The 15,745-nt window shown below is 66.8% G+C and carries 16 protein-coding genes; 9 read left to right on the forward strand and 7 right to left on the reverse strand.

The window, feature by feature from the left end; translation table 11 throughout:
• Positions 1 to 122: 122 nt before the first annotated feature.
• The 4 genes from ACVN9Z_RS12860 (at position 123) to ACVN9Z_RS12875 (ending at position 3,549) form a co-directional block, all read left to right on the forward strand.
• Positions 123 to 1,463 (forward strand): replication-associated recombination protein A, encoded by a 1,341-nt coding sequence (locus tag ACVN9Z_RS12860; RefSeq protein WP_020924876.1) that lies wholly within the window; start codon positions 123 to 125, stop codon positions 1,461 to 1,463.
• 42 nt (positions 1,464 to 1,505) lie between these two features.
• Positions 1,506 to 2,852: a serine--tRNA ligase gene (gene serS, locus ACVN9Z_RS12865; RefSeq protein WP_006389094.1), complete on the forward strand. Its 1,347-nt coding sequence runs from the start codon at positions 1,506 to 1,508 to the stop codon at positions 2,850 to 2,852.
• Positions 2,853 to 3,152: 300 nt separating this feature from the next.
• A complete protein-coding gene (locus tag ACVN9Z_RS12870; protein WP_080564301.1) occupies positions 3,153 to 3,401 on the forward strand; it encodes a hypothetical protein in 249 nt (82 codons plus the stop codon).
• Positions 3,388 to 3,549, forward strand: coding sequence for a hypothetical protein (locus ACVN9Z_RS12875; protein WP_153228617.1), 162 nt, complete (start codon positions 3,388 to 3,390; stop codon positions 3,547 to 3,549). Before ACVN9Z_RS12870 ends, ACVN9Z_RS12875 begins: the two co-directional genes overlap by 14 nt.
• A gap of 87 nt (positions 3,550 to 3,636) precedes the next feature.
• Here ACVN9Z_RS12875 and ACVN9Z_RS12880 read toward each other — a convergent pair whose 3' ends face one another.
• Together ACVN9Z_RS12880 and ACVN9Z_RS12885 are read right to left on the reverse strand one after the other, a co-directional pair.
• Positions 3,637 to 3,975: a virulence factor gene (locus tag ACVN9Z_RS12880; RefSeq protein ID WP_006389096.1), complete on the reverse strand. Its 339-nt coding sequence runs from the start codon at positions 3,973 to 3,975 to the stop codon at positions 3,637 to 3,639.
• 351 nt (positions 3,976 to 4,326) lie between these two features.
• Positions 4,327 to 4,827 carry an ASCH domain-containing protein gene (locus tag ACVN9Z_RS12885; RefSeq protein WP_006389097.1) on the reverse strand — a complete coding sequence of 167 codons (501 nt, stop codon included), beginning with the start codon at positions 4,825 to 4,827 and terminating at the stop codon, positions 4,327 to 4,329.
• Between the two features lie 191 nt (positions 4,828 to 5,018).
• On the opposite strand from ACVN9Z_RS12885, the gene ACVN9Z_RS12890 reads away from it, so the two are divergent.
• Both ACVN9Z_RS12890 and ACVN9Z_RS12895 read left to right on the forward strand, forming a co-directional pair.
• Entirely contained in the window at positions 5,019 to 5,219 is a 201-nt protein-coding gene (locus tag ACVN9Z_RS12890; protein WP_006389098.1) for a hypothetical protein, read from the forward strand.
• Positions 5,220 to 5,279: 60 nt separating this feature from the next.
• Positions 5,280 to 6,479 (forward strand): amidohydrolase family protein, encoded by a 1,200-nt coding sequence (locus tag ACVN9Z_RS12895; protein WP_458213438.1) that lies wholly within the window; start codon positions 5,280 to 5,282, stop codon positions 6,477 to 6,479.
• A gap of 14 nt (positions 6,480 to 6,493) precedes the next feature.
• Here the strand turns inward: ACVN9Z_RS12895 and ACVN9Z_RS12900 are convergent, their stop codons facing one another.
• Positions 6,494 to 7,372, reverse strand: coding sequence for a LysR family transcriptional regulator (locus tag ACVN9Z_RS12900; RefSeq protein ID WP_006389100.1), 879 nt, complete (start codon positions 7,370 to 7,372; stop codon positions 6,494 to 6,496).
• 158 nt (positions 7,373 to 7,530) lie between these two features.
• Between ACVN9Z_RS12900 and ACVN9Z_RS12905 the strand changes: the two genes are divergently transcribed.
• From ACVN9Z_RS12905 to ACVN9Z_RS12915, 3 genes are all read left to right on the forward strand, one after another.
• Positions 7,531 to 8,658, forward strand: coding sequence for a mandelate racemase/muconate lactonizing enzyme family protein (locus ACVN9Z_RS12905; RefSeq protein WP_251200510.1), 1,128 nt, complete (start codon positions 7,531 to 7,533; stop codon positions 8,656 to 8,658).
• 13 nt (positions 8,659 to 8,671) lie between these two features.
• Positions 8,672 to 9,580 (forward strand): dihydrodipicolinate synthase family protein, encoded by a 909-nt coding sequence (locus tag ACVN9Z_RS12910; RefSeq protein ID WP_437262881.1) that lies wholly within the window; start codon positions 8,672 to 8,674, stop codon positions 9,578 to 9,580.
• Between the two features lie 118 nt (positions 9,581 to 9,698).
• On the forward strand, positions 9,699 to 10,676 hold the full coding sequence (locus ACVN9Z_RS12915; RefSeq protein ID WP_054447231.1) for a Bug family tripartite tricarboxylate transporter substrate binding protein: 978 nt from the start codon (positions 9,699 to 9,701) through the stop codon (positions 10,674 to 10,676).
• 15 nt (positions 10,677 to 10,691) lie between these two features.
• Here ACVN9Z_RS12915 and ACVN9Z_RS12920 read toward each other — a convergent pair whose 3' ends face one another.
• The 4 genes from ACVN9Z_RS12920 to ACVN9Z_RS12935 form a co-directional block, all read right to left on the reverse strand.
• On the reverse strand, positions 10,692 to 12,962 hold the full coding sequence (locus ACVN9Z_RS12920; RefSeq protein ID WP_458213439.1) for a TonB-dependent receptor: 2,271 nt from the start codon (positions 12,960 to 12,962) through the stop codon (positions 10,692 to 10,694).
• 109 nt (positions 12,963 to 13,071) lie between these two features.
• Positions 13,072 to 14,052: a siderophore ABC transporter substrate-binding protein gene (locus ACVN9Z_RS12925; RefSeq protein ID WP_155871546.1), complete on the reverse strand. Its 981-nt coding sequence runs from the start codon at positions 14,050 to 14,052 to the stop codon at positions 13,072 to 13,074.
• On the reverse strand, positions 14,049 to 14,825 hold the full coding sequence (locus ACVN9Z_RS12930) for an iron ABC transporter ATP-binding protein (protein ID WP_006389106.1): 777 nt from the start codon (positions 14,823 to 14,825) through the stop codon (positions 14,049 to 14,051). The genes ACVN9Z_RS12925 and ACVN9Z_RS12930 overlap by 4 nt, the downstream gene beginning before the upstream one ends.
• On the reverse strand, positions 14,822 to 15,745 hold the full coding sequence (locus ACVN9Z_RS12935; protein WP_049052720.1) for an iron chelate uptake ABC transporter family permease subunit: 924 nt from the start codon (positions 15,743 to 15,745) through the stop codon (positions 14,822 to 14,824). The genes ACVN9Z_RS12930 and ACVN9Z_RS12935 overlap by 4 nt, the downstream gene beginning before the upstream one ends.

Consider the following 15,745-nt stretch of genomic DNA (forward strand, 5'->3'; position numbering starts at 1 on the left):
CCGCGGCCTCGCCGGGCCCGGCGCCGCAGGCCGGTTCCCGGCCTGGCCGCCAGGGCGGAGGGCGGCCGGACATGTTGTAATACTGGCTTGATTTCCTTGCCGCCTTCCCCCATCTGCTGCCAATGAGCAACGATCTCTTCGCGGCCGATCCCGCCCATCGGCCTTACGTGCCCCTGGCCGAGCGCCTGCGTCCGCGCACGCTGGCCGACGTCGTCGGCCAGTCGCACCTGCTGGGGCCGGACAAGCCGCTGCGCGTGGCATTCGAGTCGGGCCGCCCGCATTCCATGATCTTCTGGGGCCCGCCGGGCGTGGGCAAGACCACCTTGGCGCGCCTCATGGCCGACGGCTTCGACGCCCAGTTCATCGCCATCTCGGCCGTGCTGGGCGGCGTCAAGGACATCCGCGACGCCGTCACCGTGGCGCAGGTGGCGCAGGGGCAGGGCCGCCGCACCATCCTGTTCGTCGACGAAGTGCATCGCTTCAACAAGGCGCAGCAGGACGCGTTCCTGCCCTACGTCGAAAGCGGCCTGTTCACCTTCATCGGCGCCACCACCGAGAACCCCTCGTTCGAGGTCAACTCGGCGCTGCTGTCGCGCGCCCGCGTCTACGTGCTGCAGTCGCTCACGCCCGAGGAACTGCAGCAACTGGTCGACCGCGCCATCACGGCGTTCAACGACGGCCACGAAGAGGGCGCGCGCATCCACATCGACGCCGACGCGCGCGAACAGTTGGCGGCCTGGGCCGACGGCGACGCGCGCCGCCTGATCAGCGCGGTCGAGGTGGTGGCCGAATCGGCCCAGGCCGCCGGCCGAGACACGGTCGACGCGGCCTGGCTCGAGATCTCGCTGTCGCAGAACCTGCGGCGTTTCGACAAGGGCGGCGACGCCTTCTACGACCAGATCAGCGCGCTGCACAAGTCGGTGCGCGGCTCCAATCCCGACGCCGCGCTGTACTGGTTCTGCCGCATGATCGACGGCGGCGCCGATCCCAAGTACCTGGCGCGCCGGCTGGTGCGCATGGCGGTCGAGGACATCGGCCTGGCCGACCCGCGCGCCACCGACCTGGCGGTCAACGGCGCCGACATCTACGAACGGCTGGGCTCGCCCGAAGGCGAGCTGGCGCTGGCCCAGGCGGTGGTCTACATGGCCTGCGCGGCCAAGTCCAACGCCGTCTACAACGCCTACAACCAGGCGCGCAAGTTCGCCGCCGAGCATGGCAGCGCGCCGGTGCCAATCCATCTGCGCAATGCGCCCACCAAGTTGATGAAACAATTGGGCCATGGCAAGGCCTACCGCTATGCCCACGACGAGCCGCACGGCTACGCCGCGGACGAGCAATATTTCCCCGATGGGCTCAAGCCTTCCTTCTACCGGCCGACCGATCGCGGCCTGGAGGCTAAAATCCAGCAGAAGTTGGCATTCCTGCGCGAGCTGGACGCGCAGGAACGCGCCAAGAAACGGTAACGGGCGCCGCCCGTTGCTTCCCGCAATCTCACCGACATCACCATGCTAGACCCGATACTGCTGCGCAAAGACCTGCAAACCGTCGTAGACCGCCTCAAGAGCCGTGGCGTGTCCTTCGACACGGAACGGTTCAACGAGCTGGAGTCTCGCCGCAAGGCGGTCCAGACCGAAACCGAATCCCTGCAAGCCCGCCGCAACGCGCTGGCCAAGCAGATCGGTCAACTCAAGGCCAAGGGCGAGGACGCCAGCGCCGTCATGGCCGAATCGCAGGCCGTGCCCGAGCGCCTGAAGCAGCTGGAAGAAGAGCTGGCCGCCCTGCAGCAGCCGCTCAACGAGTTGCTCATGTCGGTGCCGAACCTGCCGCACGCCAGCGTGCCGCTGGGCGAGTCCGCCGACGATAACGTCGAAGTGCGCCGCTGGCTGCCGGCCGCCGCGGGCGCCGATGGCAACCCGCCCGCGCTGCCGTTCGAGGCCCGCGACCACGTCGCGCTGGGCGAACCGCTGGGCCTGGACTTCGATACCGCCGCCAAGCTGTCGGGCGCGCGCTTCTCGTTCATGCGCGGTCCCATTGCCCGCCTGCACCGCGCGCTGGCGCAGTTCATGCTCGACCTGCAGACCGGCACGCACGGCTACACCGAGTGCTACACCCCCTACATCGTCAACGCCTCGACGCTGTACGGCACCGGCCAACTGCCCAAGTTCAAGGATGACATGTTCGCCGTGTCCAAGGGCGGCGGCGACGACGATCCCAAGGTCGACGAGCACGGCAAGCCGTTCGTGCGCGAAGACCAGTACCTGATCTCGACGTCGGAAATCACCCTGACCAGTGTGGTGCGCGACACCATCCAGGCCGCCGCCGACCTACCGCTCAAGCTCACCGCCCACACCCCGTGCTTCCGTTCCGAAGCCGGCAGCGGCGGGCGCGATACCCGCGGCATGATCCGCCAGCACCAGTTCGACAAGGTCGAAATGGTGCAGGTCACGCAGCCCGACCAGTCCTATGAGGCGCTGGAGGGCATGGTCGGCCATGCCGAGCGCGTGCTGCAATTGCTGGGGCTGCCGTACCGGGTGATGCTGCTGTGCACCGGTGACATGGGGTTCGGCTCGGCCAAGACCTACGACCTGGAGGTGTGGCTGCCGGCGCAGAACACCTGGCGCGAGATTTCGTCGGTGTCCAACTGCGAAACCTTCCAGGCGCGCCGCATGCAGGCGCGATTCCGCAACGCCCAGGGCAAGCCCGAATACGTGCATACGCTGAACGGCTCGGGACTGGCCGTGGGCCGCGCGCTGGTGGCGGTGCTGGAAAACCACCAGCAGGCCGATGGCAGCATCCTGGTGCCCGAGGCGTTGCAACCTTACATGGGCGGCCTGACGGTATTGAAGCCTTGACCCTGGCTGGAGCAATCCACAAATAAAAAACGGAGCCCGCGGGCTCCGTTTTTTATTGTTCGCCAGGACCGGGCACGCCACTTGCTGATTATGCAAGTCGACCACACGGCGGATGGGGCGGGAAGTCCGGCCTATTTATGATCGAGACATATTTCTGTCGCGTCCGTGGATTATGTTGGCGGCGTGACTGCCTGATTTTGATGTGAGCAATTGTGTATTTTCAATAAAAGGGCCGGATAGTTCGGCACAATACATCTGCGTTTTACACGCCTCATTCACACATATAACAAGGAGTTGTCCATGACTTCAAGAATGATTGGAGATTTTCGGGTGAGATGCGCTGTGAGTCAGGATGACGAGCAGGGCTACCGCGTGCAGATATGGACCCGCCGGGTAGGCGGAACCGCACCGGAAAAATGCTGGACCGTGCCGGGGCAGGCGCCGTTCGCAAGCCTGGACGAAGCGGAACAGGAAAGCCGGCAACTGTTTGAAGAAATCAACGGCGTTCGTTTCAACGGTGAACCGGAGTTTGCTCATGCGTCCGCATAATGGTTGGTGGCGGGCGTCGAGCGCGCCGCGCCGCTGGATCGATCTCGTCCAGGAATCGCCGCGTTGGGCCGTTGCCAAGCCCAATCCGGCGTCGCAGCAACCGCCCGCCGTCATGACGGGCAAGTCCGTCCAGGTCCCCACGACCTGACACGATTCCCGCCGGGCACCGGAAATTGCCCCGCAGGAAAAAAGGCCACTCCTGGGAGTGGCCTTTGTTTTTCGTGCCGTCGCGGGATCAACGATGCCAGCCGCCGCGACCGTGGTAATAGCCTCGATCGGGACCACGCCAATGGCCTCGATGGCCGCCCCAGTAGCCGCCCCCGCGGATATAGACCGGGGCGGGGTACACGACCGGCGGCGCGACGTAGACGGGCGCCGGACGATAGTAGACCGGGGGCGGCGGCGCGTAGACGGGCGCCGGGGCCACATAGACCGGGGCGGGGGCCGCATAGACGGGGGCCGGGTAGACCACCCCTGGCACGCCAATCGAGATGCCGACGTCGACCCGGGCCAATGCGACGCTGGAGATCAGCAGGCCGGCGGCGCCGACCCCTGCGATTAACCATTTTTTCATGTTGCACCTGCCTACTGCGTGACGCAGCAAAGTTGAGTATTCGTTGACGCTATTTTCGACCTTTTCGGCGCGGCGAAGGTAAGCGACCCGTCCTCAATAGCGACAATCCGCAACGGTTGCCACCGTGCCGGCGGCGCCGATGTTGCGCCGCGTCAGCCCGCTCCCACTCTGGCGAACCCAGGGGTGAAATCGACTGAAATAAAGCGGCGCCGACTTCGGCGGGGCGGACGGGTTACAGGTAGTCACCATCAGCGCGGGCGGATTCCCCTGTCGGCAACACCGGTACGCCTGCGCCAAGGCGGTGCCCCGGGGCCGTGCCTCGCTCCGGAGGGTCGTTTTCCCGACTTCGCCCTAGCGCTCGTCAGGCTGTTGGCAGCGGAATTCGACCACCCAGACCCAGGGATTGGCGGCCCAGGCATGCGCGCCATAGCGCTCGCACCAGGTCAGGGCGAACGCGGTCTGCAGGGGCACGCCCGGCAACAGCGCCGAGGAGTGATAGAGCGCCTGCGTGCCTTCGGCCCGCGCATCCGCTTCGGACAGTCTCTGCAGGCGCTGGATGCGCACGCCGACCACGACGGCGGTGGCGAAGGGTTTGCCGGATTCATCCTCGAGGGTGATGCTTTCGCCGGATTTGCCATAAGGGCAACTTATCCAGGGGGAAGTCTTGCGCAACTCGCCCTCGCCTTCCGCGGGACCCATGGCGACCCACTTCCCGGAATCGGCCGCGTCGGCATACCAGGCGGTTGTCAGCTTGGTGGGCTGCGGTTTGACGATGCGCCGGGTTTGCACTTTATAGCCATCGAGAATGGCTTGCTTGAGTGGCTCGCTGAATTGGAGTGCTTGCCTTTTCATACCTGTGTTGTTCCCCTCACGTCCGACGCTTGCATACCAATGGTGCTGCGGCCGCGTCGACACGTGCCAACATGGCGGGCTTTCCGAAACCTCGCATGAAACAGTATGACGCGTCGCAATCGTCGTGTCAGGCAAAGGGTTACTTGTGTGTCTTTTTGAATACGCCCCGGCGTTGTTTGTATACTCGTGGCATGAATACTGACCTGCATGATCTCAAGCCCGGTTACTACTGGTACACCATGGCCAACGACCCGCTGGCCGTCATCCATATTCACGACGACGGCGGCGCCACGTTGATGGGCACCGACTATCGCCTCAGCGCCGAAGGCGTCGCGGACATGCTCCGCCAGGGCCAGCGCTTCTTCTGGATCGAACCGCCGCAGCAAGCCTGATCCGGCCGCCGCCCGGATACCCGGCGCATGCAGGCGAGAGGCGAGGCCAAGGACGTCCCCATGACCGACATGTTGTTAAACGACGTTCGACTGCCCGATGGCTCGGCGGTCGACGTATTGATTTCCCGCGGCCGTATCGAACGCATCGGGCCAAACCTGCAGGCGCCCGCCGGCGTGGCGCGCGAGCCCGGGGCGGGCGCGCTGCTGTTGCCGGGACTGGTCGAAGGGCACACGCACCTGGACAAGACCACCTGGGATTCTCCGTGGTACGTGAACCAGGTGGGCCCGGCGCTGACCGACCGCATTGACAATGAACGTGCCTGGCGCGCCGCCAGCGGCCATGACGCCGCCAGCCATTCGCGCGCGCTGGCGCTGGCCTTCCTGCGTGAAGGCACCACGCGCATCCGCAGCCACGTCGACGTCGATACGGATGCCGGCCTGCGTCACCTGGAGGGCGTGCACCGCACGCGCGCGGCGCTGGCCGGCCGGATCGAGATCCAGACCGTGGCGTTTCCGCAATCCGGCCTGCTGGTGCGGCCGGGCACGGCGGCGTTGCTGGACCGGGCGCTGGCGGAGGGCGCGGACGTGTTGGGCGGACTCGACCCTTGCGCCATCGACCGCGACCCGGCGCAATCGCTCGACGTGCTGTTCGGCCTGGCCGACAAGCATGGCAAGCCGCTGGACATCCACCTGCACGAACCGGGTGAACTGGGCGCGTTTTCGCTCGACCTGATTCTGGACCGGGTGCGGGCGCTGGACATGCGCGGTCGTGTCGTCATCAGCCACGCGTTCTGCCTGGGCGGCGTGGATGCCAGGCGGCTGGATGGCCTGCTCAAGCGCCTGGCGGCGCTGGACGTGGCGCTGCTGACCACCGCGCCGCCGTCGCGGCCGGTGCCGCCGCTGCGCGCCTGTCGCGACGCCGGCGTGACGCTGTTCGGCGGCAACGACGGCATCCGCGATACCTGGACGCCCTATGGCAGCCCCGACATGCTGGCGCGCGCCATGATGATCGGCCTGCGTAACGACCTGCGCCGCGACGACGAGATCGGCTGGGTCTTCGACTGCGTCAGCACCGCCGCGGCCCGCGCCTGCGGATTCGCGCACTACGGGCTGGAGTCCGGCGCGCGCGCCGACCTGGTGCTGGTGGCGGCGAGCGGCGTGGCCGAAGCCGTGGCGCAACGCGCGCCGCGCCGCCTGGTGATCTCGGGCGGCAAGGTGGTGGCGCGCGATGGCCGCTTGCTGGATGGCGCGGCGGCGTAGGCGCCGCCTGGCCGTCAGCGTTGCGCCGCCGCCTGATCCTCGGCCAGTTCCACGAATACCCGCATCAATTCGGAGCGCACCCCCGAGCGCGGCCAGATCGCGCCGACCGTGCGCACCGGACAGGGCGCCGGTAGCGGCCAGCGCTTGACCGGCGCCGACACACCCGTGGTGGCCCAGTCGGGCAGCAGCGCCACTCCCAGCCCCTCCGAGACCAGCTTGGCGATCGAATCGATGCCGTCCAGCTCGAAGCGCACCTGCGGCCGCAGGTCGCGGGCACGCAGGTAGTCGTCGGCCATGCGGCCGCCCACCACGCTGCGGTCGTAACGGATATAGGGTTCGCGCGCAATCACCGCAAGCGGGTCGCGCACCGGCATGTCGACCGGGGTCACCAGCACCAGCGGCTCGCGCCGCAGGTCGCGCCAGACGCAGGACTTGGGAATGGCGAACAGCGGATGCACCAGCAGCGCGCCGTCCAGCTCGCCCGACAGCACCTTGCCGTAGAGCAGGGTGGTGGGGGCCGGCTCGATATAGATCTCGATGTGGGGATGGCGCGCCGCCCAGGTGCGCAGCACCGGCGGCATGATGCCGGTGAGCGCGGTGGGCGTGGCGCCCAGGCGCAGCGGGCCGGCGGGCAGGTCGGACTCGGTGGCCGCCGAACGCAGGTCGCGCAGGTCGCGCAGCACGTTGCGGGCCCGCTCCAGGATGCGGGTGCCGGCGGCGGTGGGCTTGACCGTGCGGCCCGAGCGGGCGATCAACGCGCTGCCCATGTCCGCCTCGAGCGCGCGCAGCCGCTGCTGCACCGTGGCGGGCGTCAGCCCCTGGTGGCGCGCGGCCTGCGCGATGGAACCCAGCTCCACCACGTGCACATAGGTCTGCAGGAATCTCGAATCCATCGTCGGGCGCTCTCGGAAGATGTTTTTTCCATATTCTAAATATGGGTCAAGATAATTGTTTGTTTCTTTGGTGGCGGCAAGAATGCGTCTGAGCGTTGCGCCGGCGCAAGGCGCGCCGGCCGTGCAACCCGCAATATTCCCCTCATCAGGAGCCAACCGTGCCCATCATTGAATCCATCGACGTTTGCGCAGCCGCCGTGCCTTTGGACAAGGTCACCTCGTTTTCGAACCGCACCGTCTCCACCCGCCACTACGGACTGGTGAAGGTCCGCAGCACCGACGGCATCGAAGGCATCGGCTTCTGCTACGTCGGCAGCGCCGGCGGCGCAATCTTCGAGGCCGCGGTGCAAAGCCTGCTGGCGCCGGTGCTGCTGGGCAAGGATTCGCACGCGGTCGAGGGGCTGTGGCAGGCGATGTACCAGGAGGCCCTGCTGCAGGGGCGCCAGGGCACGGTGATGCGCGCGATCAGCGCGCTGGACATCGCGCTGTGGGACCTGAATGCCAAGGCCGCCGGCCTGCCGCTGCACAAGTTCCTCGGCGCGGTCGAGTTGGAGTCCGTGCCGGCCTACGCCAGTGGCGGTTACTACCTGGACGGCAAGACGCCGCAGCACCTGGGCGAGGAAATGGCCAGCTACGTGGCCAAGGGCTTCTCCGCCGTCAAGATGAAGACCGGGCGCCTGTCGCCGCGCGAGGAAGAGGCGCGGCTGAAGGCGGCGCGCGAGGCCGTCGGGCCGGATGTCGAGCTGATGATGGACTGCAACAACGCCTGGCAGGACGTGACCCAGGCCATGCAGTACATCCGCCGCTTCGAGCAGTACGAGCCATACTTCATCGAGGAGCCGTTCGGCCCCGATGACATCGACAGCCACGCCAAGCTGGCGCGCCTGACGCACCTGCCCATCGCCACCGCCGAGATCGGCTATGGCCGCTGGTATCACAAGGAGCTGCTGGACAAGGGCGCGGCCGGCATCCTGCAGACCGACGCGGCGGTGTGCGGCGGCATCACCGAATGGAAGCGCATCGCGGCGACCGCGGCGAGCTATGGCGTGGTGGTGTGCCCGCACTGGTTCCACGACGTGCACGCGCCGCTGGTGGCCGCCACGCCCAATGCGCGTTATGTTGAATTTTTCTGGGACGACCAGGTCCTGAATTTCCGCAAGCTGGTGGACCGCCAACTGAGCCACAAACAGGGCCGTGTGGTGCTGCACCAGGAGCCGGGGCTGGGATTCGGTTTCGATGAACGCATGGTCGAGCGCTACGGCAAGTGGACCCGCATCGGCCGCTGACAGGAGAGTCTTCATGAGCACACGCGCCGCGGACCGGCCGCAAGGCGTCTATTCCCCGGTCCTCACGCCCTTCAACGCGGACCTGTCGCCCAGCGTGCCGCGCTTCGTCGGGCATTGCCGCGCCCTGCTGGAGCAGGGCGCGGGCCTGGCGATCTTCGGCACCAACTCCGAGGCCAATTCGCTCAGCGTGGCCGAAAAGCGCCAATTGCTGGATGCCTTGCTGGAAGCCGGGCTGCCGGCCGCGCGCATGATGCCGGGCACCGGCGCCTGCGCGTTGCCGGACGCCGTGGAGCTGACCCGTCATGCCGTCAGCGCGGGCTGCGGCGGGGTGCTCATGCTGCCGCCGTTCTATTACAAGGGCGTCAGCGACGAGGGCCTGTTCCGCGCCTATGCCCACGTGATCGAACGGGTCGCCGACGAACGCCTGCGGATCTACCTGTATCACATCCCGCCGGTGTCGGGCGTGCCCATCAGCCTGGGTCTCATCGACCGCCTGCTGGGCGAGTTCCCCGGTATCGTCGCCGGCATCAAGGACAGTTCGGGCGACTGGGACAACACGGCGGCGATGCTGCGGGACTTCCAGCCGCGCGGCTTCGACGTGTTCGCCGGCACCGAGACCGTCCTGCTCGAAACCATGCGGGCCGGCGGCGCGGGCTGCATCACCGCCACCGGCAACGTCAACGCCGCGCCCATCGTCGCGCTCTACCGCGCCTGGCGCGAACCCGACGCCGAGGCGCGGCAGCGCGCCCTGAACGACACCCGCGCCATTTTCCAGGCCTATCCGATGATCCCGGCCATGAAGACGGCCATCGCGCAACGACGCAATGATCCGGTCTGGGCCACGGTGCGGCCGCCGCTGGTGGAGCTGACCGCCGCGCAGGCGGCGCAACTGGCCCAGCGGCTGGCGGTACCCGCGGCCTGAGCCGCATCGCAGGACGCCGCATCTTCGGCCGGCCACCTTGAGTGGCCGATGGAAGGCGAGGGCGGGCAAGGTTTACCAACAGTCGCCGGGCATGAACCCGGCGCGCGAGGAGACACGCATGCAACGTAGGGACTTCATTACCGGCGCCGCGGCGCTGGGGGCGGCGCTCGTCCTGCCGTCAGCCCGGGCGCAGGAGCTGCCGCCGGGGCCGGTCAAGATCGTGGTCGGCTTTCCGGCCGGGGGCGGCACGGATGTGCTGGCGCGGCTGCTGGGACAGAAGCTGGGCGTGATGTGGAACATCCCGGTGATCGTCGAGAACCGCGCCGGCGCGGCCGGCATCATCGCCGCCGAACAGGTCGCGCGCCAGCCGGGCGACGGCAACACCCTGTTGATGGCGCACGTCAACAGCCACGGCATCGCGCCGGGCCTGCAGCCCAAGCTGACCTATTCGGCCGAACGCGATTTCTCGCCCATCGCGCTGGTGGGCAAGACGCCCACGCTGCTGATCGGCGGCGCGGCGCAGCCCGCCAGGACCCTGCCCGACCTGGTGGCGCTGTGTCGCGCGCAACCCGGCAAGATCATCTTCGGGTCGGCCGGCAGCGGATCGGCCCAGCACCTGGCGCTGGAGATCTTCAAGGCCCGCGCCGGCATCGATGTGCTGCACGTGCCCTACAAGGGCTCGGCGCCGCTGATGAACGATCTGCTGGGCGGCCACGTGCAATATTGCTTCGAGGGCATGACCACGGCCACGCCGCTGATCCAGTCCGGCAAGGTGATGGCGCTTGCGCAGACCCTGCAGCAGCGCTCCAGGAGCCAGCCCGATGTGCCGACGGTGGCCGAGCAAGGCTACCCGGGCTTCGAGGCCAGCATCTGGTTCGGCATGGTCGGCCCGGCCAGCATGCCGGCCGACATGGTCGCGCGCATGAACCGGGACATCGACCGCGTGCTGGCCATGGCCGACGTGCAGGAAAAGCTGGCGCAGGCGGGCGCGGAAGACGGCGGCGGCAGCGCGCAGCGATTCGCCGATTTCATGCGCGCCGAGCAGCGCAAATACGCCAAGACCATCCAGGACGCGAAGATCGTGGCGGAAGGTTGAAATCGGCGGCCGGGATCAGAAATCCACGGTTGCCGACAGCATGACCGTGCGCGGCGCGCCCATGGCCAGGCTGGTCCATTGCGGCATCGACCAATAGGCCTTGTTGGTCAGGTTGTGGACGGTGGCGCGCAAGGTCAGCGGTCGGCCCGCCACCTTCGTGGCATAGCGCGCGCCGACATCGTAGATCGTGCGTCCCGCCACCGACAGCGAATTGGAGGTATCGATGTACTGCTTGGATGCCGACGTCGCGTTGGCGGTCAGCGTCAGGCCGCGCAGCTGCGGAACATCCCATTCCGCGCCCAGTTTGCCTTGCAGCTTGGGAACGCCGGTCGCTGTGTTGCCCTGGTTGATGCCGCCGGCCGTCTTGGTCAGCTTGGGATCCATGTAGGCAATGCCGCCCATCAGGCGCACGCCCTCCAGCGGCGAGCCGAAGAAGGTCCATTCGATGCCGCGGTTGCGCTGTTCCCCGCCGAAGGAAAAGATGTTGGTCGCCGGGTCGGTGTAGCTGCTGGGGCGGGTAATTTCATACAGACTCAGCGTGTGCGCGAAATCGCCCAGGTCGAGCTTGAGGCCGACTTCCTTCTGCTTGCTCTTGTAGGGGGCGAACACCTCGCCCGCATTGGCCGCGCTGATCGGGGCAGTGGCGCCCTGGCTCAGGCCTTCGATGTAGTTTGCGTAAATCGAGAGCGAGTCGGTGGCCTTGAACAAGATCGCGGCCGCGGGGGTGATGGCGCTTTCGTCGTAGCGCGAGGTGCGCGCGCCGGTCGCGACGTTGTACGAATCGGCCACCACCTGCTGGTGCCGCGCGCCCAGCGTTAGCTGCACCCGGCCATCGGCGAAGGACAAGGTGTCGGCCAGTCCATAACTGCTCAGGCGCAGTTTGGTCTTCGTGATCTGCGGAGCGATGAACGTATCGGGCGCGGGACCCCATACCGGGTGGTAGATGTTGGTGATCCAATCGGGTCCGAGCGCGTTGCGCCGGCCGAATTGCTCGTCGGTGTGAGCGTAGTAAGTGGCGTTCAGCGCCCATTCATGGGCGACGGCGCCGGTGCGGAACTTGCCGCGCAAACCGGCCTCGGCCGACTGCTTCTCGACTTCGAAGCGCAGGTCGCTGACGTTGGTGCGATAGTCGCCGGCGTTGTTGAAGACCTCCACCGTTTGTACGCTGGTTGTCTTGTACTTGGTGTCACTGGTGCCTACCGCGGCGTAGGCCGTCAGTTGGTCGCTCAGGTCGATCTCGCCACGGGCCATCAAGCCTTCGTCGCGGGTGTCGAAAAAGGCCCAGGTCGGGTTGAGCAGGGTATCGGGCTTCGGCGGCTTGGGCACGCTCACGCCGCGCGCCAGGTTGATGCCCCGGGTTGGACCGTCCACGCGGTCCTGGCTGCTGTAGACGTCGATGGAAATGCGGGCCCGGTCGGCGCGCAGGTCCAGTCCCAGCGCGGCCAGCTGGGACTTCTGGTCCTGCTGCTTGACTGCCGTACCGCCATCCCGGTAGACGCCATTGAAACGAATGCCGAACTGCTGGTTTTCGCCGAAACGCCGACCCAGGTCGATATGGCCGCCGAACTGCGAGTCCGACATGTAGGTCGCGGTCAGGCTCGCTACCGGCACGTCGCCGGCCCGCTTGGGCACGAGGTTGACGGCGCCGCCGACCGAGCCGCCCGGCGGCATGCCGTTGAGCAGGGCCGAGGGCCCTTTCAGGACCTCGATGCGCTCGAACATCTCGGGCGAGGCGCGGTAGTAGGGCGAGATGCCGTAGAGCCCGCCGAACGAGACATCGTTGATGTTGGAACTGAAGCCGCGGATCGAATAGTTCTCGGCGATGGTGCCTTGCACGCCGGTGGAGAACACCGAGGGATCGGTGGCGGAAATCACGTCGGTAATGTCGCGCGCTTGCCGGTCCGCGACGAATTTGTCGGTGTAGCTGACGGTGCTGAAGGGCGTTTCCATGAAATCCTTGTCGCCCAGCATGCCGACACGGCCGCCGGTGGCCACCTGTCCGCCGGCGTAGGGCTGCACGGTTTCGCCCTGCCCATGGACGGTGACGGCCTGCAGGGTGGTTACGCCCTCCGCCGTGGCGGCCGCGCGCGGGGTTTCAGGGGCGTCCGCGGCCAAGCCGGCAGTCTGCGCCCGCGCGGACGGAACCGCCGCCGCGGCGAGTATCACGCCCAGCCAGATCGCCGCCTGTACGGCGGCCGCGGTGCGGTTCAACTCGAAGGCGGTGGTGCGGCGGATAGCCTGCGGCGCGGGGAGGGCGATACGGTTTTGACGGCACAGTGCGTTCATGCCGATTCCTTTCAATGTAGGTTGAAAAATTGCTTCGGTTTGAAAACAAGAAAACGAGTGAGATCGAGAATTGTTTATGAAAGAACCCGACAGGAAAAACGGCCGGGTTTCAGTCCTGGTAGCCCTTGATGACGTCGTCGATCACCAGCTGCAACGAAGTCACGCTGGCGGCGGTGGTGTACCAGGCGTCGGCGTCGACGAACACCACGCGGCCGTTCTTCCAGGCATTGGTCTGCCGCAGCAGCGGGTTGCTCATGCGCTCGGCATCCATGACGGGGCGCCGTTCCATGACCGCGGTACGGTCGACCACGTACAGGATGTCGGGATTGGCTTGCTGAATGAACTCGCTGGAAATCGGCTGGCCGTGCAGGCTGGAATCGACGAGGGTGCTGGCGGGCTTGACGCCCAGCGCGTCGAAGACGAAGGCGTAGCGCGACTGCACGCCGAAGGAGCTGAAGGCCCCGTTGTTGAACATCACGATCATGGCCCTCTCGGGACGGCCTTCCGTCACGCGGCGGGCGGCTGCCACTTTGGCATCGAGTTCGGCAGCCTTGCGGCGGGCCACGTCCTCTTTGCCGAAGAGACGTCCCAGCGTCATCAGGTGATCTTTGATGACGGCGAGGTGCTGGCCCTTGCTGTTGCCGAAGTCCACATCGAAATGCAGCGTCGGGGCGATTTCGGTCAGCTCACGGTAATGGTTGGCCTGGATCGGGGAGATCAGGATCAGGTCGGGCTTGAGCGCGTGCACCCGTTCCAGGTTGGGCTGGACGATGGCGCCCAGGTCCAGCACGCTGGCGTCTTCCTTGTAGCGCGCGAGGAAGTGCGGCACATAGTCCTTGGTCATGCCCATGATCGGCACGCCCAACTGGTCGAGCGTATCGGCTTCGTTCATGTCCAGCACCGCGACGCGCCGGGGCGGGCGCGTGATCGTCGTCGTGCCCAGCTTGTGGGTGATGCTGATGGGCGAGTCGAATGCCGGCGAGGCCTGCGCCGCCTGGGGCGGCTGGGCGGGCTTGTCGCCGCACGCCTGCAGGACGACCATCGCGATCATTGCCAGGCCCGCGGCGCGGCAGGTGCTTTTCCAGCTCATATCGGAACTCCGGATGGATTGAAGTAGTTGCAGAGACAGCCGCGTTCGTTGCGCAAGACCTCGAAATCCAGCTCGTACAGCGCGCGCAGGCGCGGCTCGGTCACCACCTGCGCCGACGGGCCGCTGCCATGCAGGGCGCCGTCCTTGAGCGCGACGATATGGTCGGAATAGTTGGCGGCGAAGTTGATGTCGTGGATCACCAGGATCACGGTGCGGCGTTGCTCGTCGCACAGGCGACGCAGCGCCCGCATGATCTGCACGGCATGCTTCATGTCGAGGTTGTTCAGCGGTTCGTCCAGCAGCAGCACATCCGTCTGCTGCGCGATCGTCATCGCCAGGAACGCCATCTGGCGCTGGCCGCCGCTGAGTTCATCGAGGTTGGCATCGCGCAGCGGCGTCAGGCTCAGGAAATCGATGGCCGAGTCGACCGCGTTGCGGTCGGCGGCCGTCAGCGTGCCGCGGCTGTAGGGGAAGCGGCCGAAGGCGACCAGCTCCTGCACCGTCAGGCGCAGGTCGAACCCCGGCGCTTGGCGCAGGGTGGCGACACGCCGCGCGTACTCGGCGATCCGCAAGTTCGTCACCGGCTGCCCGTCGAGCAGGATCTCGCCGCCGCTGGGTTCCAGCAGCCGCGCCATCAGCATCAGCAGCGTGGATTTGCCGGCGCCGTTGGGCCCGATCAGCGAGGTCACGCGCCGCGCCGGGAATTCGGCGTCGATGCCGTCCAGGACGGTTCTGGCGCCGTAGGTCTTGCGAAGATTGCGGACGGTGATCATGGCGTGGCTCGGCCTCGGAACGTCAGGGCAAGGAAGTACGCGCCGCACACCAGGTTGACGAGGATGCTGACCGAGGTCTTGTAGTTGAAGGCGTGTTCGACCAGCAGCTGGGCGACGATGAATACGGCAATCGCGACGCCGCACCCCAGGGGCAGCGTGATCCTGTGCCGGTTGCTGCCCGCCACCGCGTAGGCGATGTTGGCGACAAAGATGCCCATGAAGGCCGTGGGCCCGATGAGGCTGGTCGATACCGCCACCAGAATGGCGATCAGCGCCAGGTAGCGACGGACATATCGGGCATGGTGCACGCCCAGCGACATCGCCTGGTCGCGGCCAAGCGCCAGCACGTCGAGCGCGGGCGGGCCGCCGCGAGCTGCGAAGCACACCGCCGCCAGCGCCACCGTTGCGTAGAGCAGGGTTTCGGTCGTCGCTCGATTGAACGAGGCGTAGCCCAGTCCCTGGAACACGGCGAATTCGCCCGGGCTGATGCGCAGCTGAACGAACTGCGTGAAAGTCGTGATCACCATCGTCAGCACCAGGCCGAGCAGCAGCATCCGGTACACATCGTTGCCGCCGCGCAGCAGCCAGCGATGCACCACCCAGGAATAGGCCAGCATCAGCCCCACCGAAACCAGGAAGTTCCCGGCCACGCCGAGCATCGCCATGCCGTGCGTGCCCATCAGCAGAAGCAGCAGCGACTGCCACAGCAGATACACCGCCTCGTAGCCCATCACGGCGGGCGTCAGGATGCGGTTGCCGGCAAGCGTCTGAAAGACGATGGCCGAAAGCGCGACGCAGATGCCGCCGACGACGATGGCCGCCAGGCGGATCAGGCGCTTGGGAATCACGTAACCGAAGTCCCACCCGGCGCCCGCGAATACGAAGGCGATTGCCAGGGCGGCCAATGCCAGGCCGAACAT

It is taken from the genome of Achromobacter sp. KK8, from assembly GCF_054188005.1.

Coding starts and splice junctions, on each gene's coding strand:
- ACVN9Z_RS12860 (WP_020924876.1), top strand. CDS start 123: ATGAGCAACGATCTCTTCGCGGCCGATCCCGCCCATCGGCCTTACGTG.
- serS (WP_006389094.1), top strand. CDS start 1,506: ATGCTAGACCCGATACTGCTGCGCAAAGACCTGCAAACCGTCGTAGAC.
- ACVN9Z_RS12870 (WP_080564301.1), top strand. CDS start 3,153: ATGACTTCAAGAATGATTGGAGATTTTCGGGTGAGATGCGCTGTGAGT.
- ACVN9Z_RS12875 (WP_153228617.1), top strand. CDS start 3,388: ATGCGTCCGCATAATGGTTGGTGGCGGGCGTCGAGCGCGCCGCGCCGC.
- ACVN9Z_RS12880 (WP_006389096.1), bottom strand. CDS start 3,975: ATGAAAAAATGGTTAATCGCAGGGGTCGGCGCCGCCGGCCTGCTGATC.
- ACVN9Z_RS12885 (WP_006389097.1), bottom strand. CDS start 4,827: ATGAAAAGGCAAGCACTCCAATTCAGCGAGCCACTCAAGCAAGCCATT.
- ACVN9Z_RS12890 (WP_006389098.1), top strand. CDS start 5,019: ATGAATACTGACCTGCATGATCTCAAGCCCGGTTACTACTGGTACACC.
- ACVN9Z_RS12895 (WP_458213438.1), top strand. CDS start 5,280: ATGACCGACATGTTGTTAAACGACGTTCGACTGCCCGATGGCTCGGCG.
- ACVN9Z_RS12900 (WP_006389100.1), bottom strand. CDS start 7,372: ATGGATTCGAGATTCCTGCAGACCTATGTGCACGTGGTGGAGCTGGGT.
- ACVN9Z_RS12910 (WP_437262881.1), top strand. CDS start 8,672: ATGAGCACACGCGCCGCGGACCGGCCGCAAGGCGTCTATTCCCCGGTC.
- ACVN9Z_RS12915 (WP_054447231.1), top strand. CDS start 9,699: ATGCAACGTAGGGACTTCATTACCGGCGCCGCGGCGCTGGGGGCGGCG.
- ACVN9Z_RS12920 (WP_458213439.1), bottom strand. CDS start 12,962: ATGAACGCACTGTGCCGTCAAAACCGTATCGCCCTCCCCGCGCCGCAG.
- ACVN9Z_RS12925 (WP_155871546.1), bottom strand. CDS start 14,052: ATGAGCTGGAAAAGCACCTGCCGCGCCGCGGGCCTGGCAATGATCGCG.
- ACVN9Z_RS12930 (WP_006389106.1), bottom strand. CDS start 14,825: ATGATCACCGTCCGCAATCTTCGCAAGACCTACGGCGCCAGAACCGTC.
- ACVN9Z_RS12935 (WP_049052720.1), bottom strand. CDS start 15,745: ATGTTCGGCCTGGCATTGGCCGCCCTGGCAATCGCCTTCGTATTCGCG.